The organism is Actinoplanes sp. DH11, assembly GCF_020873875.1.
Classification (GTDB): Bacteria; Actinomycetota; Actinomycetes; order Mycobacteriales; family Micromonosporaceae; genus Actinoplanes.
In genome coordinates this window covers 143,996-162,254 of the sequence record NZ_JAHWGU010000009.1, presented here as the reverse complement: position 1 = coordinate 162,254, position 18,259 = coordinate 143,996, and the positions used below count along the sequence as shown (strand labels likewise).

Here is an 18,259-nt window from a genome sequence, read left to right as displayed (position 1 = left end):
CATCCAATCACGGCGTCCCGTCGCCGAGGAGCAGGGCGGCTGCGGCGATCAGGTCGGGCACCACGGCGGTGGCGGGCGGGTCGTCGGGCACGTGGGCGTACTCGCCGGTGCGGACCCGGATGGAACGGGCGCCGAGCGCGGCCGCGACCGCGACGTCCTTGCCGGGCCGGTCGCCGATCATCACGAGCGCGCCCGGGTCGGTGCCGAGCAGCGACGCGGCCTCACGCAGCCCGGCCGGGTGCGGTTTGCGGGTGGCCCGGCCGCCGAGCTCGTCGGTGATGACCACGGCAGTGAAGGCTTCGGACAGGCCGGTGGCGCAGAGCTTGGCCCGCTGGATGACCGGGTTGCCGTCGGTGAGGCAGGCGACCGGGTAGTGCGCGCTCAGTGCGGCCAGGGCGGCGGCCGCCCCCGGGAAGAGGGGCAGCCGCCGGGGGCGGTACCCGGTGAACGCCGCGACCAGGGCCGGGACCAGGGCGGCCGCCTCGGCGGGCGGCAGCCCGTACGCGGTGAGAGCCCGGTCGATCGTCCCGCCGCGATCCGATCCGGCGACGAGCTGACGCCGGACCGCCCGGCCCAGCCGGACCGGGTCGAGGCCCGCCGCCGCGCCGGCCCGGCCCACCGCGCGGGCCGCGCCGTAGAGGTACGCGGCCTGCGGGTACAGCGTGTCGTCCAGGTCGATCACCACCGCGGCCGGCGCCGGCCCGGCCCAGGTCACGCCAGGGCCCAGGGCAGCGGTCCGTCGGTGTAGTCGGGCTCCTCCAGGGACAGCAGCGCCTCCACGGCCGGGTCGGCGAGCAGCTCGGCGACGCGCGGGCCGGTGTTGCCGTCACCGTACGGGCACGGCAGCGCCGCGATGTGCGCGAGCATCAGCGGCTGGCTGAGCCGGTGCGCGGCGGCCACCGCCCGGTCCGCCTCGTCGTCGGTGCTGATGCCGGTCAGCACCGACGTGCCGGTCTCCACGCCCTCCCAGCGCGGCGTGGAGCGGCGCAGCACGACGACCGGTACGCCCAGGTAGGACGCTTCCTCCTGGAGACCGCCGGAGTCGGTGACCACGACCCGGCTGGTGGCCAGCTCGCGCAGCAGTTCGTCGTAGGGCAGCGGGTCCTCGCAGGCGACGCCGGGCAGGCTCGCGAGGCGTTCGGCGAGGCCGAACTCGCGCAGCCGGGCGCCGGTGCGCGGGTGCACCGGGAAGCGCACCGGGCCGATGTCGGCGAGGCGGGCGACCAGGCCGACGATGCGGGCCAGCCGGTCCGGGTCGTCGACGTTGGAGGCGCGGTGGGCGGTGAAGAGCACCCCGGTCCGGTCCGGCGGCGGCACCGGGTTGATCCCGCGCCGGCGCAGCGCGTCGACGACCGGGTTGCCGACGATGAAGATCCGGTCGGCGTCGACACCCTCCTCGGCGAGGAACCCGGCGGCCCGGCCGGTCGGCGCGAAGTGCAGCTGCGCGACGGCGGCGGCGACCCGGCGGTTCACCTCCTCCAGGCTGCGCGGGTTGAAGCTGCGCAACCCGGCCTCCAGGTGCGCGAACGGCACGCCGGCGGCGCGGGCGGCCAGGGCGTACGCGGGAACGGTGTGCGTGTCACCGAGGGCCAGCACCAGGTCCGGGCGGTCGGCGTCGAGCATCTGGCCGGCGCCCTCGATCAGCGCGGCCAGCCGGTTGCCGCCCGCCGGCAGCTCGCGCCGGATGTCCGGGGTGAGGCCGAGGTCGCGTTGCACGTCACCGGACATGGCGGCGTCGGTGTGCTGGCCGGTGTCGACGGTCACCACGCTGTGGCCGTGCTCGCGCAGGGCGGCGACCACCGGGGCGAGCTTGATGACCTCGGGCCGGGTGCCGAACGGGACGAGGATGTGCTTGCCGCTCATCGGGCCACTCCCGCGAGCATCGGGTCGGCGACCGGGGCGGCGTCGGCGGTGTAGTAGACCTCGCTGAAGTAACGGGCCATCCGTACGCCGGGGCGGTAGCTCAGTGGTGGCAGGTCGGCCGCCGGGTCCAGGATGCCGGCGACGTACGTGCCGACCACGTCCGCGCCGGCGGCCAGGGTGAGCGGCAGCCCGCCGGAGAACCTCGGGTTGACCTCGACGATCGTGACCGCGCCGGACGGGTGGACGAACCCCTGCACGTTGGCCGGGCCGCTGTGCCCGACGGCGCGCAGCGTGGCCGCGACCGTCGCGGTGACCTCCGATGACTCGAACGTGGTGCCGCGCACCGAGATGCCACCGCGGGTCTCGTCGCGCCAGCGGGGCACGCAGGCCAGCAGGGCGCCGTCCCGGGCGACCAGGGCGTCGGCGGTGAACTCGCGGCCCTCGAGGCGGGTCTGGACGATGGCGCCGGGGACGGTGAAGAAGGCGTGCGGCAGATCGGCGGGCTCGTCGACCAGGATGACGTCGCGGCTGCCGCGGCCCCGGGCCGGCTTGACCACCCACGGCCCGGGGACCAGGCCGGCGGTGTCGGCGGTCCACGCGGTCGCCGGGTGCGGCACACCGGCGGCGTGCAGGGCGGTGGCGAAGGCGACCTTGTCGAGGCAGGTCTCGGCGGAGGCCGGGTCGGGCAGCCAGGTGCGTACGCCGATCCCGTCCAGCCGCCCGGTCAGCGGCGCCAGCGCCTGGTACTCCTCGGCGACCGTGCACACCAGCGCGGCCGGGCGGTGCTCGGCGAGGACGGCGAGCAGGCTCTGGGCGTACCCCGGCTCGTCGGCCCGGGGAAGCACCGCGGCGCGACCGGCGAGCCGCAGCCCGACCGCGTCCGGGTTGGCGTCAAGGGCCAGGACCTCGTCACCGGCGGCCTGCAGGGACCGGATGACCGCGACCCCGGCCGGTCCGCCCGCACCGGTGACGGCGATCAGGCGGCCGGTCGGCGCCGGCCCGGTCTCCCGGGGTGCGCGCATCAGCCAGGCGCGGGCCCACAGGCGCAGCGCGATGACGTCGGCGTTGGCGATCGGTTCCCACTGGCGGGCGGCGACGGCGTCGGCGAGCGCGTCGAGCACGCCGGTGTCGGTCTCGTGGGTGGCGACCGCGAGCAGGGTGGCGGTGTGCACGCCGAGGCCCTTGCCGGCGAGGTCGCGGACGATGGCGGCACGGCGGGCGGCCTTCTCGTGCCCGACCCGGTAGTCGACGCGGGTGCGCTCCCGGCGCCGGGCCAGCCGCACGGAGAGCGCCCGGGGCAGGATCTTGCGGTGCAGGAACGCGGCCACCTGGACCTTGGCGTCCTGGGGCGCGTCGTCGGCGGCGAGCGGCACGCGGTGGCCGAGTCCGGGACGGGCCCAGGCCTCGGGCCGGTCCGCGGTGTGCCGTCCCGTGTGATCCTGCTCGGCGCGCTGGGCGTCGTACATCGTCATTCCGATCATGATGAGCAGTCCGATCAGGGTGTAGGCGAAATTGATGACCGCGCCGATCCAGTCGTGGAAGAAGATCAGCGCGTCCACGGCGAAGTAGCGTCCGGCCAGCAGGGACAGCAGCAGCCGGAGCTGGTTGGCGGCGAGCACGAACAGCGTCGCCACGGCGAACCCGACGACGACCTGGGGCCGCTCGCGCAGGACGATGACGGCGAGGGCGGCGAGCGCCAGCACGCTCGACAGGATCGAGCAGGACCCCGTCATCTCGGCAACCACGGGTTCGAAACCGGGCCCGAAGACGATGAAGGAGTCGCCGAGGGCCGCAGAGACCCGGTCCACGCCGAGCGCCAGGACGATCTGCTCGCAGATCCGGACCTCGAAGTGCCGGGCCCAGTCGATGAACAGCAGGTACCCGCCGACGCAGCCGGCCACGGCCAGCGCCATCTCGATGCCGACGAGGCGCCGGCGGCGCGCGGTGCCGGTGGGCACCAGGCGGCGGCGCGAGCGCTGCTGGAGGGCGTGGTCGAGGCGGCGGGCGACAAGGGTCATGCGGCCTCCGCCATCACCGGGGGCGGTGCCTGCACGGGCGCGCTGGTGGCGCCGGACCGGGCGGTCTTGGACCAGCTGTAGGTGGTGCCCCACATGCCGTCGACGTAGGCCTTCGTGGCGGTGAGGATGGACATGCCGAAGGCCGGGATGAACCCGGCCAGCATCCAGACCGCCTTGCGCGACACCCGGCCGAGGACCAGGCCCACGGCGAGCTCGGTGAACGGACCGGCGAACAGCAGCGCGGAGAGGGAGATCACCTCGACGGCGGAGGAGCCGCCGATGCCTGCGGCCCGCAGGGCGATCAGGACCAGGCCCAGCCCGCAGAGCACGGGCACGTGGTAGACCCAGAGGAAGAGGATCGTCTCCAGCTTCTCCATCGGAGAGAGGTACGGGGTACGCAGCACCGGCCGCCAGTAGTCCCGCAGGCACTTCTGATGTCCCCGCGCCCACCGGTACCGCTGGCGCCAGAACCGGCTGATGGAGAGCACCGCCTCCTCGAAGTCGACGGCCGACGCGTCGTACCGGACCCGGTACCCGTCGAGCAGCAGCCGCAGCGTGAGGTCGGTGTCCTCGGTGACCGTGTGCGGGTTCCAGCCGCCGAGGCCGCGGATCAGGCCGGTCCGCACCGCGCAGTTGGCCCCGCCGTACGCGGGCAGCTCGAACAGGGCCTGCCGGCCGTACTCGTTGACCAGGTACCCGGAGAGGTAGTCGATGAAGATGGTCGACGCCAGGTTCGACTCGACGCCGTTGCGGACCACGCAGCGGCCCATCACCGCGCCGACCTTCGGGTCCCGGAAGTGCCGGACCAGCCGGCGCAGCACACTCGCCTCGGGCTGGTGGTCGGCGTCGAAGATGACCGCGATCTCGGCGTCCACCATGGCGAGCGCGTCGTTCAGGGCGCCGGACTTGCCGCCGCCGGCGCCGGCCGGGCGGTGCAGCACGCGCAGCCGGGGGTTCGCCGCGTGCCAGGCGTCGAGTTTCGCGCCGGTGCCGTCGGTGGAGGCGTCGTCGACGACCACGACGGTGAGCCGGTCGGCCGGGTAGTCGAGGCCGAGCATCGCGGCGACCATGCCGTCGACGACGAGTTCCTCGTCCTTGCAGGCGATCAGGACGGCGATCGACGGAGTGAAGGACTCGACGCCGATCAGGGGCGCGTCGAGGTCCCGTTCGGCCCACCGGGCCGCCGAGACCGCGAACGCGAGGTGCCGGAAGAAGAAGAGCAGGAACACGATGGTGAGCACTGTCGCGGCCCAGCCGAGCGTCCGATCCACCCCGAACAGCGCGAGCGCCGCGGCGAGGATCAGGGCGTGCGTCAGCAGGCCGCGCCGGAAGTGCTCCGGCGCGCGGCGATGGCGTCCCCCACCCGCGGGGGACGCCACGCCGCCGGTCACGCGGCTACCTGGGCCGCGTACACGGGCATCTCCGCAAGCGGCGACAACGTGGGCGGTGGCGCCAGGTCCCAGACGAACCGGGCCGGCATGAACGCCTCCGCGAACCGGACCCGGGCCTGGGCGCCGAAGTGCCGGGCCGAGGCGGCCACCACTTCCGGGTCGACCATCGCCGACGACTCGACCTGGCTGCGATGACACGCCAGCGCCTCGATCTTGCGGGACAGGTGTGCCGAGATGTCGACGAAGACGGTCGGCTCGAACCGGGTGGTGGACGGGCTGCGGTAGTGCAGGATCCGGCGACTGTGCCGGGTCGCCGACAGCGTGGCCGCGGCGACCGCCCGGTGGTCCTGGTGCGAGTCGTCCGGCGCGTGCACGTAGACGACGTCGGCCTCGGTCTCCCGGAGCGCCTGCTCGATCAGGGCCACGGTGGCCGCGTCGGCGGCCACCGCGCAGTCCTGCAGGCTGCCCCAGAGCAGCAGGCTGTCCAGGTTGCGCGCGGCCGCCTCGGCCTCCGCGCGGCGGCCGTCGACAGGCCCGGGCCCGTTCTGGCCGCCGGTCACCACGAGCATGGTGACCCGGTCACCGGCCGCCCGGTGGGCCGCCAGCGTGCCGCCGCAGCCCAGTTCGATGTCGTCGGGGTGCGCGCCGATCGCCAGGACGCTGCGCATCGTCACGGCTGGGCCGCCGGGCGGCGCTTGCGCCACAGGTACACACCACCGCCGACCAGGCCGGCGACGACCAGGGCCAGCAGCGGGCCGGACCCGTTGCCGCCGGCGGGCAGCGAGACGTCGCGGCCGCAGGTCGGCTTGTTCCAGTGCGCGACCACGGTCTTGCCGCCGACGGTCCAGGTGATCTTGGTGTCCTTGCTGATCCAGCCGGTGGCGAAGGCCGCCTTGTGGGTGCCCGGGTCGAAGCGGGTGGTGACCTTGGCGTCGACGGTCCTGGTGCTGCCGGTGAGCACGACCCGGTTGTTCGCGCCCGCGTCGATCTTGCCGGTGTTCTTCGTCGTGTTGACGTAGCCGAAGACCGCCCGGTAGCTGCCGGTCTTGCTGTCCTGCACGACACAGTCGCAGGTGGGGGTGCCGCCGAAGGACTGCCAGGTGGCGGCGGCCGGCGTCGAGTTGAGCACGAGAACGGTCGCGATGGCCGCGACCAGCGCCGCTCCGGACGCTGCGAGCAGCGCGCGGCGCCGCCGCAGTGACTGGGGCACGAGACGCATGGGTTTACCTCCGCAGGTCGCCTGACACGCCGGTTGGCGCGTCGTTCCCATCGGCGCTCCCAAAGCCGACATGAGTAGCGGATGGGTTGTACCTATCGCCTAGGGTGTGCCGAATCAGCTCCCGAAATCAGCGGAATGCCGGTTTCGCTGAGAGTTGATGATCTTCGGTAACGTGCCGGCCATGACGCTCGCCGATGTCCTCGCCCGCGCCGCGGCCACCGCCCCCGACCAGGGCGTCGTGCACGTCGGCGAGAACGAGCGGTTCGTCGGCTACGCCGACCTGCACGCCGAGGCCCTGCGGGTCGCCGGCGGGCTGCGCGCCGCCGGCCTGGCACCGGGCGACCTGCTGCTGGTGGTCGCGGACGACAGCGCCGACTTCCTGGCGCTGTTCTGGGGGGCGGTGCTGGCGGGGGTCGTACCCGTGCCGCTCCCGCCCGAACCGGACCGCCTGGCCGCCGTCCGGCGCCTCCTGGGCGAACCCGCCCTGGCCGGTGACGACGTGCTGCCCGGCGCGCGCCGGCTCACTGCGGCCACGCTGCGTGCGTCCGCGCCACTGTCCGCACCGCACCGGGCCGCCCCCGACGACCTGGCGTTCCTTCAATTCTCCTCGGGCAGCACCGGCACGCCGAAAGGAGTCGAACTCACCCACCGCAACGTCACCGCGAACCTCGAACAGGCCGCCCGCGCCGCCGCCATCGGCCCCGGCGACGTGATCATGACCTGGATGCCGTACTTCCACGACATGGGCCTGATCGGCACCCACCTCACCCCGGTGCACGTGCGCTGCCGCCAGGTCCGGATCAGCCCGCTCGCGTTCGCGAAACGCCCGGAGATGTGGCTGCGGGTCGCCGCCGAGCACCGGGCCACCGTGCTGTCGGCGGCCAACTTCGCGCTCGCCATGGTCGTACGCCGGGTGCCCGACGCGATCCTCGACACGCTCGACCTGAGCAGCGTGCGCCTGATCATGGTCGGCGCCGAGCCGATCTCGCCCGCCGTCTGGCGCGCGTTCACCGCCAAACTGGCCCGGGCGCGTCTGTCGCCGCGCTCACCCCAGCCGGTGTACGGGCTCGCCGAGGCCACCGTGGCCGTCTGCTTCCCACCCTTCGACGCCGAGGCTGTCCCGGTCGCCGTCAGCCGCGCCGCCCTGGCCCGCGGCGTCGCCGCCCCCGCCGGCCCCGGCGCCGCCGCCGTCGAATTCATGGACGTCGGCCACCCGGTGCCGGGCTGCGCCATCCGCATCGTCGACGACGAGGACCAGCCGCTCGAGGACAACCTCGTCGGGCACGTGCAGGTCAGCGGCCCCAACGTGACACGCGGCTACCACCGGGACCCGGCCGCCACCGCCGCCGCACTCACCGGTGGCTGGCTGCGGACCGGCGACCTGGGCTTCCTGCGCGCCGGACGCCTCGTCGTCACCGGCCGGCACAAGGACGTGGTGTTCGTGCACGGCCGCACGTTCCACGCCGCCGACCTGGAAGAGGTCGCCGCCGCGACACCGGGCCTCGGCGCCGGACCGGTCGCGGTGGTCGGCACCGCCGGGGAGACCCGTGAGGTCGTCGTGGTGTTCGTGGCGGCCCCTGCGGTCCGCCACGACCCGGCGGTGGCCGAGCGGGTGCGGCGGCGGGTGGCGGAGGCTCTGGGGTACGACGAGGTGCGCGTCGAGGTGGTGCCGCGGGGTGCGTTCGCCCGCACCACCAGCGGAAAGCTCCGCCGCCAATCCTTGCGCGCCCGCATCCCGTCGTCCGCCCCGGACCAGCCTTCCCCCGCCCCGGCCGCACTCCGGCCCCCCGCGTCCGCCCCTGTCACCCGGGCGGGGATGGAAGACCTGGTGCGGACGGTGTGGGCGCGGGTGTTGCGCATCGAGCCGGCCGCGATCGGGCCGGACGACCGGTTCCTCGCCGTCGGCGGGTCGTCGCTCGCTGCCATGGAGGTGCTCGCGGAGCTGGAGGACGCACTCGGCCGGAACCTCGATCCGGTCCTGCTGCGCGACTGCGCAACGATCCCGGCCCTCGCCGACCGCCTCCTGACGCTGCCCACCGCTCCGACGCCGCCGGCCAACCCTCCTGCGGCCGATCTTGAAGAGCCCGCTCTGACCGATTCTGCTCACAGAACTCCGGCTCCCGCCGACTCAGCTCCGGGCGCCTCCGCTCCCGCTGACCCGGCTCCGGGCGCCTCCGCTCCCGCTGACCCGGCTCCGGGCGACCTGGCGATCATCGGGATGGCCTGCCGGTTCCCCGGCGTGGACACGCCCGAGCAGTTCTGGGACAACCTGGTCAACGGCCGGGACTCGGTCGCCACCTCACCGTCCCTCGACGACCCGTCGCTCTTCGACGCGGAGTACTTCGGGATCGGCGACGACGAAGCCCGCCACCTCGACCCGCACGCCCGGATCTTCCTGGAGCTGGCGCACGAGGCGCTGGAACGCGCCGGGTACGCGGGCCCGCGCCGCCACGCCCACCGGATCGGGGTCTTCGCCGCCGTCGGCGAGTCCGGCTATCCGGAGTTGCTCCGCGACACCGCCGCCACCGGGCCGCACCGGCTCACCGGCCCGCACGCGCTCACCGGCAGCCTGCGCAACCTCACCGCCGCGCGCGTCGCCCACCTGCTCGACCTGCACGGCCCGGCCATCGCCGTCGACACCGCCTGCTCCTCGGCCCTGGTGGCGCTGCACCTGGCCCGGCTCAGCCTGAACGCCGGCGACTGCGACATCGCGGTGGTCGGCGGCGTCAACCTCAATCTGACCGATACCGCACACCAGTTGCTCACCGGCGCGCAGGCGCTGTCACCCACCGGCCGGTGCCGCGCGTTCGCCGACGACGCCGACGGTTTCGTGGCGGGCGAGGGCGGCGCCGCCATCGTGCTGACCCGGCCCGGCGCCGATCCGGCGCTCGCCCTGCTCAAGGCCACCGCCGTCAACAACGACGGCCGGTCGCTGAGCCTGATGGCACCGAACCCGCTGCGCCAGCGCGAGGTGATGGCCGGCCTCTACCGCAGCGCGGGCATCGACGCGGCCGACGTCACCTACGTCGAGGCACACGGCACCGGCACCCCCGTCGGCGACCCGATCGAGGCACGCTCCCTGGCGTACGCCTTCCCGCCCCGCCCCGGCGGCCATCCCCGCCTGCTCGGCTCGGTGAAGACCAACATCGGCCACCTCCTGAACGCCGCCGCCATGCCCGCCCTCCTCAAGGTCATCCTCGCCTTCCAGCACCGCGAGCTGCCGCCCTCCCTGCACCACGGCACCCCGTCGCGCCGCTTCGACCTGGCAGCGGCCGGCTTCGAGGTACTGACCGAGCGCCGCCCCTGGCACGGCCCCCTGGCCGCCGTCAACAGCTTCGGCTTCGGCGGCACCAACGCCCACGCCGTCCTGGCCGCTCCCCCTCACCGGGACACGCCCGCCCCGCTCGCACCCGCCCCCGCCCCGCTCGCACCCGCCCCGCTCGCACCCGCCCCCGCGCCCGCCGCGAGCGCACCCTCGACGCCGGTGGCGGCGCCGCACCGGACCGGGCCGCACCTGCTCACGCTGTCGGCGCGGTCGGAGAAGGCGCTGCTGGCAGCGGCCGCCGATCTCGCCGCACATCTGCGCGCGCATCCCGCCCTGCCGGAGCGCGACGTCTGCGGCACGGCGTCGACAGCCCGCGACGACGCACCGCACCGCCTTGCCATCGTCGCCGACGGCGACCTCGCCGCCAAGCTGTCCAGCCTGCTCACCCCCGAGCCAGCCGCCCTGGCTATCACCGAGCCGGCCGACCTGCTCACCCCCGAGCCGGCCACCACCCGACCCGCCACTACCGGCCCCGCCATTATCAAGTCGGCCGTTGCCGGCCTGGCGCCGCGCATCGGGCGTACACCCCGCGTGGTGTTCCTGTTCGACGCCGGGGACACCCACGCGGCGCGTCCGGGTGAAGGGGCCCAGCTCTACGCCTCGGCGCCCGCCTTCCGGACCGCCCTCGACGAGATGTCCGCCGCTGCCGGTCCGGTCGCCGGCCGCACACTGACCTCCTGGTGCACCGATCCCGACATTTCGCCCGCCGAGTTGTCTCACGCTGAGGTAGCGCGACCGCTTTCGATCGCCCTAGGTCTGGCTCGGGCAGCCCAGTTGCGCGCCTTCGGAGTGCGCCCTGATGCCATCACCGGCACCGCCCTCGCCCGGCTGGCCGCCGCCGCGCTGGCAGGCGAGCTGACTCCTGCCGAAGCCGTCCGGCGGGCCGCCACGCCCACCGCTCCGGCGAGTGAGGCCGACGCTTTCCGGCACGCTGCCACACCCACCGCCCCGGCGGATGAACCCGCCCCGGCCGCAGCAGCCAGGCGGGCGACCACGCCCGACGCCGCAGAGCGAGCGGCGCACCCGGCAGGCATCCCGTTCCTGGCCGATCCCGACGAGCACGACATTCTGGTGGCCCTCGACCACTCACCGCTACCGCAACCGGCCGACCCGCACACCACGCTCACCGACGCGAAGCCGCAGGCGTCGCACGCTGCCGGCAACCCGCAGACGTCGCACGCTGCCGACAACCCGCAGGCGTCGCCCTCTGCCGGCGAGCCGCAGGCGTCGCACTCTGCCGACAACCCGCAGGCGTCGCACTCAGCCGACAACCCGCAGGCCTCGCACTCCGCCGGGAACCCGCGGACGGTCCTCGCGGCGGGGGACGATGCGCGGGAACTGCTGGTGACGGCCGGTGAGCTGTGGCAGCGCGGCGCGCGGCTGGATCGCGCGGAACTCGATGCGGGCGTTCGTCGGGTGCCGCTGCCGACCTACCCGTTCCAGCGCCGCCGGTTCTGGGTGCGGCCACCTGTCACGTTTTCGACGCCCCACTGGTCGCCGGCTCCGCTGACCGCTTCTGATCCGATCGGCGATTTGTCCGTCCTGACCGGACCTTTCACCGCCATGACAGCCCCGGTGAACGGTCATCTGCTTGTCATCACCAAGGACGCGTTCGCCACCGGCAGCGGCGGCGAGCATCACGACCCGGATCAGGCGGTACGGGTCGGCCTGGCGATGGCCTGGGCCGATGAGAACCCCGGCCTGGGCGTACGCATCATCGACCTCTCCTCCGCCGACTCCCCGGAGGCCCGTCGCGCCGCCATCGACGAGGAAGCCACCGCCCCACCGCTGCCCGGCCCCGCCGAGACGGTGGCGTGGCGCGGCGGCCGGCGGCTGCAACGGACGTTCGTCCCCGCGACCGAGAACCCGATCAAGAACCCGTCCGAGAGCATGATCGAGAACCCGGTCGGGAGCCCGGCCCCAGCCCCGGCCCCGGCCCCGAGCCTCGCCCCGGCCCGGAACGCGTCCGAACAACCGGCCCTGCCGCCGGACGGCAGCTACCTCATCGTTGGGGGCGCCGGCGCCGCCGGTTCGGCCGTCGCCCGGGACCTGGCGCGGCGGGGACGGCCGCGGCTGCTGCTCACCGGCCGGTCGGCGGCGCCGTCCGGGCTGCTCGCCGAGTTGCGGGCGCTCGGTGCCACGGCCGAGTACCGGGTCGCCGACGTGTCCCGGGAGGCCGACGTCGCTGCGCTTGTCGCGGGGCGCACCTTCGACGTGGTGGTGCAGGCCGCCGGCGTGGTCCGGCCGGGCAGCCTGCGGGCGAAGACGGCCGGCGAGATCGATGCCGGGATCGCCGCGAAGGTGGCCGGCACCCGGCTGCTGGCCACGGCGCTCGCGGATCAGCGGCCGTTGTTCGTCGCGCTGTCGTCGGTCTCCTCGGTGCTGCCGGGGCTGGCCGGGGCGGTCGGCGACTACGTGGCCGGCAACGCGTTCCTGGACGCCTTCGCGGCAGCCGAACGGGCTGCGGGTCGCCGCTTCGTCGCCGTCAACCTGCCGGCCCTGACGGGCGGCGGTCTCGCCACCGCGATCAGTGGAAGCCGGCCGGCCCTGCCGGGCGGCGGTCCCGCCACCGCGACCAGCGGAAACCGGCCGGCCCTGCCGGGCACCGGTCCCGCCACCGCGACCAGCGGAAACCGGCCGGACCTGCCCGGCACCGGTCCCGCTTCCCCGAACAGTGGGAGCCTGCCGGTCGCGGACGTGCCCGACCTGTTGTGGCAGGCCGTGGCCCTGGGCGCGGCGCAGGTCCTGATCAGCACACCGGCGACCGGCGCGGCGACGGCACGCCCCGGGCCTGCCCTGACGGCGCCGGGACGCGGTGCCGGCACAACACCGCACCGGGCGGCTGCCCACACCGTGACGGTGGCCCCCGCACCGGCGGCGCCCGGAACCACGCCGGCAAGCGGAGCAACGCCGGCGCCCGAAGCCGCACCGGCGCCCGGAGCCGCACCGCGAAGCTACGACGAGATGATGGCCCTGCTCCGGGACCTGCTCGCCGGTCCCCTCGATCGGGACGCGGCGACGATCGGGCCGGACGAGCAGTTCCTCGCCCTGGGCCTCGACTCGCTCACCGCGGTCGACCTGGTCAAGGAGTTGGAGAACCGGCTGGGCCGGAGCCTGTCGACCACGCTCTTCTTCGAGCACCGCACACCCGGCGAGCTGGCCCGGCACCTCGCGGGACCTGGCGTGTTCCCGCTCAGCCCGGTGCAGCGGGCGTTCCACACAGCGGCGCGGCTCTATCCGGAGGTGCCGGCTTACGCGTACGTCAGGCAGCGGGTGACCGGGCCGATCGAGCCGGACCGGCTGCGGGGTGCGTTCGTGGCTCTGGAGCAGCGGCATCCGATGCTGCGGGTGCGGATCGGCGCGGACGGGCAGCGTTTCGAGCCGGCCGGGGACGCGTCGTGGTTCCGGGTGGTGGATCTGGACGGGCCGGTGGAGACGTTCGACGCCGGCCTGCGGAACCGGACGTTCGACCTGGAGCGGGAGGCGCCGATCCGTGCGGTGCTCGCCGTCGCCGGGCCGGACCTCGCATATCTGCTGGTGGTGGCGCATCATGCGGCGGCCGACGGCTACAGCCTCGCGGTTCTCGGCGACGAGTTGTGGGGGCTCTACGCCGGTTCGGCGCCGGCTCCGCCGCCGGTGGCGACGTTCGCCGACCACGAGGCGCTGCGTGCGGCGCCGGATCCCGCGGATCTGGATCACTGGCGTACGGCCCTGGCCGCTTACCCGGATCTCCCCCTGCCGTTCGACGGGGACGCCGGTCCGCGGCCGCCCTACGCCGTGCGGCAGGTCTCGGCCGATCCGGAGCTGACGGCCCGGCTGACCGAGAATGCCCGCGCGGCGGGTGTGACGGTGTTCCATCTGCTGCTGGCCGTCTACGTCCGGTGCCTGTCCCGCTGGTCCGGGCGGTCGACGGTTCCGGTGCTCGTCGCGCGGGCCGGCCGGACCGCTCGCCTCGCCGGGATCGACCGGATGGTGGGCCCGTTCGCCGACACGCTGCCGCTGCTGACCTCGGCGGACCCCGACGAGCCGGTCACCGCCCTGGCCGACCGGCTTCGGGAGGCGTGGCTGGTCAGTGAGCAGCACGGTTCGGTCTCCACGGTGGACCTGGCCCGGCTGCTGGCGGCCGGCCCCGAGGGCCCGCGGACGGCGGGTCCGGCGAGCTTCAGTTTCGCCCGGTTCCCGTCGGCCGGGGTGACCGCCGCCGATCAGGTCGCGGAGACGGTCGCCGGTACCGCGTCGGCGGCGACCCGGCTGGGACTTGTCTGCTTCGAGGCGCAGGGCGCGCTGCACTTCTCCTGGAACTACCCGGCCGGGCTGTTCACGGACACGACGATCACCCGGTTCGCCACCGAGCACCTGGCCGAACTGCACCACGCCGCCGCGCCGATCCCGATCGGCGAGCGAGCCGAGCGAGCCGCGCGAGCCGCGCACGCCGCGCACGCCGAGCAAGCCGCGCACGCCGAGCGAGCCGCGCACGCCGGACCCGCCGGGCGGCCGGGAGCCGACCACGCCGCCACGGACGTCGTCGCCCGGATCCGGGCACAGTGCCACCGTTCCCCGGCGGCCGTCGCGGTGCTCACGGAGGGCGTACCCCTCTCCTATCTCGACCTGGACCTGGCCTCGGACCGCCTGGCCGCGCAGCTGGCCGGGTCCGGGGCGCGGCGGATCGGCCTGCTCACCGGGCGGGGCGCGGAGACCGTGATCGGCCTGCTCGGGATCCTCAAGGCGGGCGCTGCCTGGGTCCCGCTCGATGCGGCACACCCGCCGGCCCGCCTCGCCGACCAGCTCACCAGGGCGGGCGCCGGCGTGGTGGTCTGCGACGCGTCGACCCGGACGGCGGCCCGGGCGCTCGGCGGTTTCCCGCTCGTCGACACCCGCAGCGCGCCTCTCGGCACGCCGCCGCCGGTGACGACGGGCCCGGACGACCTGGCCTACGTCATCTTCACCTCCGGCTCCACCGGGCGCCCCAAGGGAGTGCCGATCACCCATCGGTCGATGGTCAACTACCTGGACTGGGCGATCGCCGAGTTCGGGTACGGCCCCGGTGACCGCCTCGCCCAGACCGCGTCGATCTGTTTCGACGCCTCGGTCCGGCAGCTGCTCGCACCCCTGCTGACCGGGGCGACGGTGGTGGCCTGGGGCAACGACACCGTCCGTGACCCGGACACGCTGCTCGACCGCCTCCGCACGGATCGGATCACCGTGTGGAGTTCGGTGCCGACCCTCTGGGAGCGGCTGCTGACCACCGCCGAGCGCCGGGCGGAGCGGCCGGACCTGCCGGAACTGCGCTGGGTGCACGTCGGCGGCGAGGAGTTGTCGCCGGGCCACGTACGCCGCTGGTTCGATCTGTTCGGTCCGGCGCAGCGGATCACCAACCTGTACGGGCCCACCGAGACGACCATCAACGCCACCTGCCACGTCATCACCGCACGGCCCGCCGACGACGTGCTGCGGCTGCCGATCGGCCGCCCGGTCGGCGGCACCGAGGTCGCGGTCGTCGGACCGGACGGGCGCCCGTGCGCGACGGACGAGGTCGGTGAGCTGCACGTCGGTGGCATCGGCTTGACCAGGGGTTATCTCGACGACCCGGACCAGACCGCGGCCGCGTTCTCGTGGCGTGACGGCCGACGCTGGTACCGCACCGGCGACCGCGCGACAATGGACGCCGACGGCCTGCTGTGGTTCCGGGGTCGCGTCGACGACCAGGTGAAAATCCACGGCTACCGGATCGAGCCGGGCGAGGTGGTGGCCGCTCTGCGCCGTCATCTCGCGGTGGACGGCTGCACGGTCCGCGTCGAGAACGGCCGCCTCGTCGCCAGCATCCAGCCGCGCGCGGCGATCGACCCGGTGGCGCTGCGAGCCTTCCTGGCCGGGACGCTGCCCCCCTACGCGATCCCGTCCCGCTTCGAAACCGTCGCCGCGCTCCCCCTGACACCCACCGGCAAGCTGGACCGGTCGCCACTCACCGTGACCGAGAAGGTCATCTCCAAAGTGTGGTGCGACCAGCTCGGCGTCCCGCACGTGAACCGGGACGACGACTACTTCGCGCTCGGCGGCGACTCGATCGGCGTGCTCGACATGTTCGCCCTGCTGGAGGCGGAGCTGCCGGTCCTGCCGCGCCCCACGGTGATCTACCGGAACAGCACGCTCGCCGCCCTGGCCGCCGCGATCGACGCGACAGCCACACCCGCGATCGATGCAGCCGCGCCCGGGACCGACGCGCCGGAGATCGACGCGCCGGAGATCGACGCGCCCGGGATCGACGCGGCACCCGGCGCCGACTTCCCGCTCACCCCGAGCCAGCGCGGTTTCCTGCTGGCCGACGCGATGGGCGCGCCGTCGACGTGGCTGGCCGCCCCGCGCCTGCACGGCCCGCTCGACCTGCCCCGGTTCCGGCGCGCGGTCGGCATGCTTGTCGCCCGGCACCCGATGCTGCGCACCGTCTTCGACACCGAGGCGCGCCCGCCCACCCAGCGGGAACTGGCCGATCCCGGGCGGCTCCAGGTCTCCTACGAGCCGGATCCGGGGCCCCTCGCCGACGAACTCGCGACCGAAAAGGCCCACCGCTTCGACCCCGCTGCCTGGCCGCTGCTGAGGCTTCGGCTGCTACGGACCGGCCCCGGCGAGCACGTCCTGATCATGCATGCCCACCACTTGATCGGCGACGGCTTCAGTGTCGCGCTGCTGACCAGGGAACTCTTCACGCTCTACGACGGCGGGGAGTTACCGGAGCTGCGGTCGGACTTCCGCGACTACGTGCGGCTGATCGGCGGTCAATCCCCTGAGGTGATCGAGAACGAGGTTGCGAACAGCAGTGACGTGATCTCCACGGCCGGGCTCACGGTGCCGCGGCGGGTGCCGTTCTTGACGGTGCTCAACGCGTACCGCAGCGCCCTGACCAGGGTGATCGGTCCGCTGGAGCCGGTGATCGGCGTAGCGGTGACCGGTCGCGATCATCCGCTCCCGAACCTGTCCCGGATCTTCGGCCCGTGCGCGGCAGCGGTGGCCGCCCGCCCCGGCAACGACCTCGACCGCACCCGTGTCGCGATCGCCCCGCACGGATGGCGCTATTTCCTGACACATCTCGACTTCGACGCGCTCGGCCCGCTGCAGGGCCGGGACCTGCGCCTGACCTGGGACGACACCGACGCCGAACTGACCGTGCCACCGGGCACCGAGGTCCTGCTCGCCACCCGGCCCACCGCCGCCGGCCTGCGCCTCACCCTGCGCGGCCGCGTCACCGCGGGCACCCTCGACACCATCGCCGCGGAGCTGCGCTCGCACCTCGCCCCACGGGCGAAACCCCAGCTCACGCTGGATGCCGCGCTCATCGGTTACCTTCCGGCGCCCGCGCACCTCGCGGCGGCGATCCCCGAAGATGTACGGGCAATCCTGCCCAGCCTCGACCGAGAAGGGATCCGGACCGCGCTCTTCCCCCATGGCATGGCACGACTGCTGGAAACGGTCGTCACCCCACTGGGCCGATCCGGTTTCATCTGCCTGCCCCGGTTCGCCGACGAGCTCGGCCACCCCGGCCTGGCATCGGACACCGCCGCCGCGATCGCCCTGGCCGGCGCGGAAGGAGCCCGTACCGTCTCACTGGCCGGGATGATCCCTGCACACACCGGATACGGCACGCTGGCGGCCCGCCAGACATCGGCCGCCCTGATCACCACCGGTCACGCGGTCACGGCCGCCTCCGTGGTTCGCACCACCCTCGCCGCGCTGGCCGCCCAGAACCGCGACCTGTCCGGCTGCGTGGTGGCCGTCCTGGGCGCCGGTTCGATCGGCACCTCGTCCCTGCGCCTGCTCCTGGACCGGGCCCCGCAGCACCCGGCCGCCCTGATCCTGTGCGACCTGCCCTCCGCCACCGACCGGCTGTCCACCCTGACCAGATCCCTGACCTCCCCGGACACCCCGGGCCGGACCCGTTTCACCGGCCCGGTCGAGATCGCCGCGGCCACCCCGGCCGCCCCGGACGCCGTCTACCGGGCCGACCTGATCATCGCGGCCTCCAGCGGCGGCCCCGGCACCCTCGACATCGACCGCCTGCGACCGGGAACGATCGTCGTCGACGACTCCTTCCCGCACTGCTTCGACACCGGACGCGCCCTGTCCCGGATGCGCGACCGGCGCGACGTCCTGGTCGTCGGCGGCGGCCTGCTCGACTGCGGCCCCACCACCCGCGAGGTAGCCGCCGGTCTCCCCCCGATACGCTTCGGCATCCCCGGCACGCTCGCGTCCTGCCAGCTCGAATCCCTGCTGCACGCCACCATCCCCGGTCTGCCGCAGGTCCTCGGCCCGGTCACCCCGGACCACGCCGCTGCCTACTGGAACGCCCTCGACGCAGCCGCCGTCAGCGCCGCCCCGCTGCACCTGCTGGGCACCCTGGTCGACCCGTGCCGCAACGAAGGAAAAGCGTGAGAACACCCGGTGCCTGGGC

General features: G+C 74.3%; 7 protein-coding genes. 1 reads left to right on the top strand and 6 read right to left on the bottom strand.

Annotated features, from left to right (window positions below):
- Positions 1-7 precede the first annotated feature (7 nt).
- From LPA41_RS15505 to LPA41_RS15480, 6 genes are read right to left on the bottom strand one after another with little or no spacing between them, the layout of a single operon-like run.
- Positions 8-715, bottom strand: coding sequence for an HAD family hydrolase (locus LPA41_RS15505; RefSeq protein WP_229071076.1), 708 nt, complete (start codon positions 713-715; stop codon positions 8-10).
- Complete coding sequence (gene wecB / locus LPA41_RS15500; RefSeq protein ID WP_229071075.1) at positions 712-1,863, bottom strand: non-hydrolyzing UDP-N-acetylglucosamine 2-epimerase; 1,152 nt, start codon at positions 1,861-1,863, stop codon at positions 712-714. Before wecB ends, LPA41_RS15505 begins: the two co-directional genes overlap by 4 nt.
- The gene (locus LPA41_RS15495) at positions 1,860-3,881 is read right to left on the bottom strand and encodes an ATP-grasp domain-containing protein (RefSeq protein ID WP_229071074.1); all 2,022 of its coding nucleotides are present in this window, start codon (positions 3,879-3,881) and stop codon (positions 1,860-1,862) included. Before LPA41_RS15495 ends, wecB begins: the two co-directional genes overlap by 4 nt.
- The gene (locus tag LPA41_RS15490) at positions 3,878-5,272 is read right to left on the bottom strand and encodes a glycosyltransferase family 2 protein (protein WP_229071073.1); all 1,395 of its coding nucleotides are present in this window, start codon (positions 5,270-5,272) and stop codon (positions 3,878-3,880) included. Before LPA41_RS15490 ends, LPA41_RS15495 begins: the two co-directional genes overlap by 4 nt.
- Positions 5,269-5,940, bottom strand: a complete 672-nt coding sequence (locus LPA41_RS15485) for a PIG-L deacetylase family protein (protein ID WP_229071213.1) — start codon at positions 5,938-5,940, stop codon at positions 5,269-5,271. Before LPA41_RS15485 ends, LPA41_RS15490 begins: the two co-directional genes overlap by 4 nt.
- 2 nt (positions 5,941-5,942) lie before the next feature.
- A complete protein-coding gene (locus tag LPA41_RS15480) occupies positions 5,943-6,491 on the bottom strand; it encodes a hypothetical protein (protein WP_229071072.1) in 549 nt (182 codons plus the stop codon).
- Between the two features lie 181 nt (positions 6,492-6,672).
- On the opposite strand from LPA41_RS15480, the gene LPA41_RS15470 reads away from it, so the two are divergent.
- A complete protein-coding gene (locus LPA41_RS15470) occupies positions 6,673-18,240 on the top strand; it encodes a non-ribosomal peptide synthetase/type I polyketide synthase (RefSeq protein ID WP_255689736.1) in 11,568 nt (3,855 codons plus the stop codon).
- Positions 18,241-18,259: the final 19 nt, after the last annotated feature.

Excerpts from the sequence above, each read along its gene's own strand:
- LPA41_RS15480 (WP_229071072.1), bottom strand. The coding sequence starts at position 6,491 with ATGCGTCTCGTGCCCCAGTCACTGCGGCGGCGCCGCGCGCTGCTCGCA.
- LPA41_RS15495 (WP_229071074.1), bottom strand. The coding sequence starts at position 3,881 with ATGACCCTTGTCGCCCGCCGCCTCGACCACGCCCTCCAGCAGCGCTCG.
- LPA41_RS15485 (WP_229071213.1), bottom strand. The coding sequence starts at position 5,940 with ATGCGCAGCGTCCTGGCGATCGGCGCGCACCCCGACGACATCGAACTG.
- LPA41_RS15470 (WP_255689736.1), top strand. The coding sequence starts at position 6,673 with ATGACGCTCGCCGATGTCCTCGCCCGCGCCGCGGCCACCGCCCCCGAC.
- wecB (WP_229071075.1), bottom strand. The coding sequence starts at position 1,863 with ATGAGCGGCAAGCACATCCTCGTCCCGTTCGGCACCCGGCCCGAGGTC.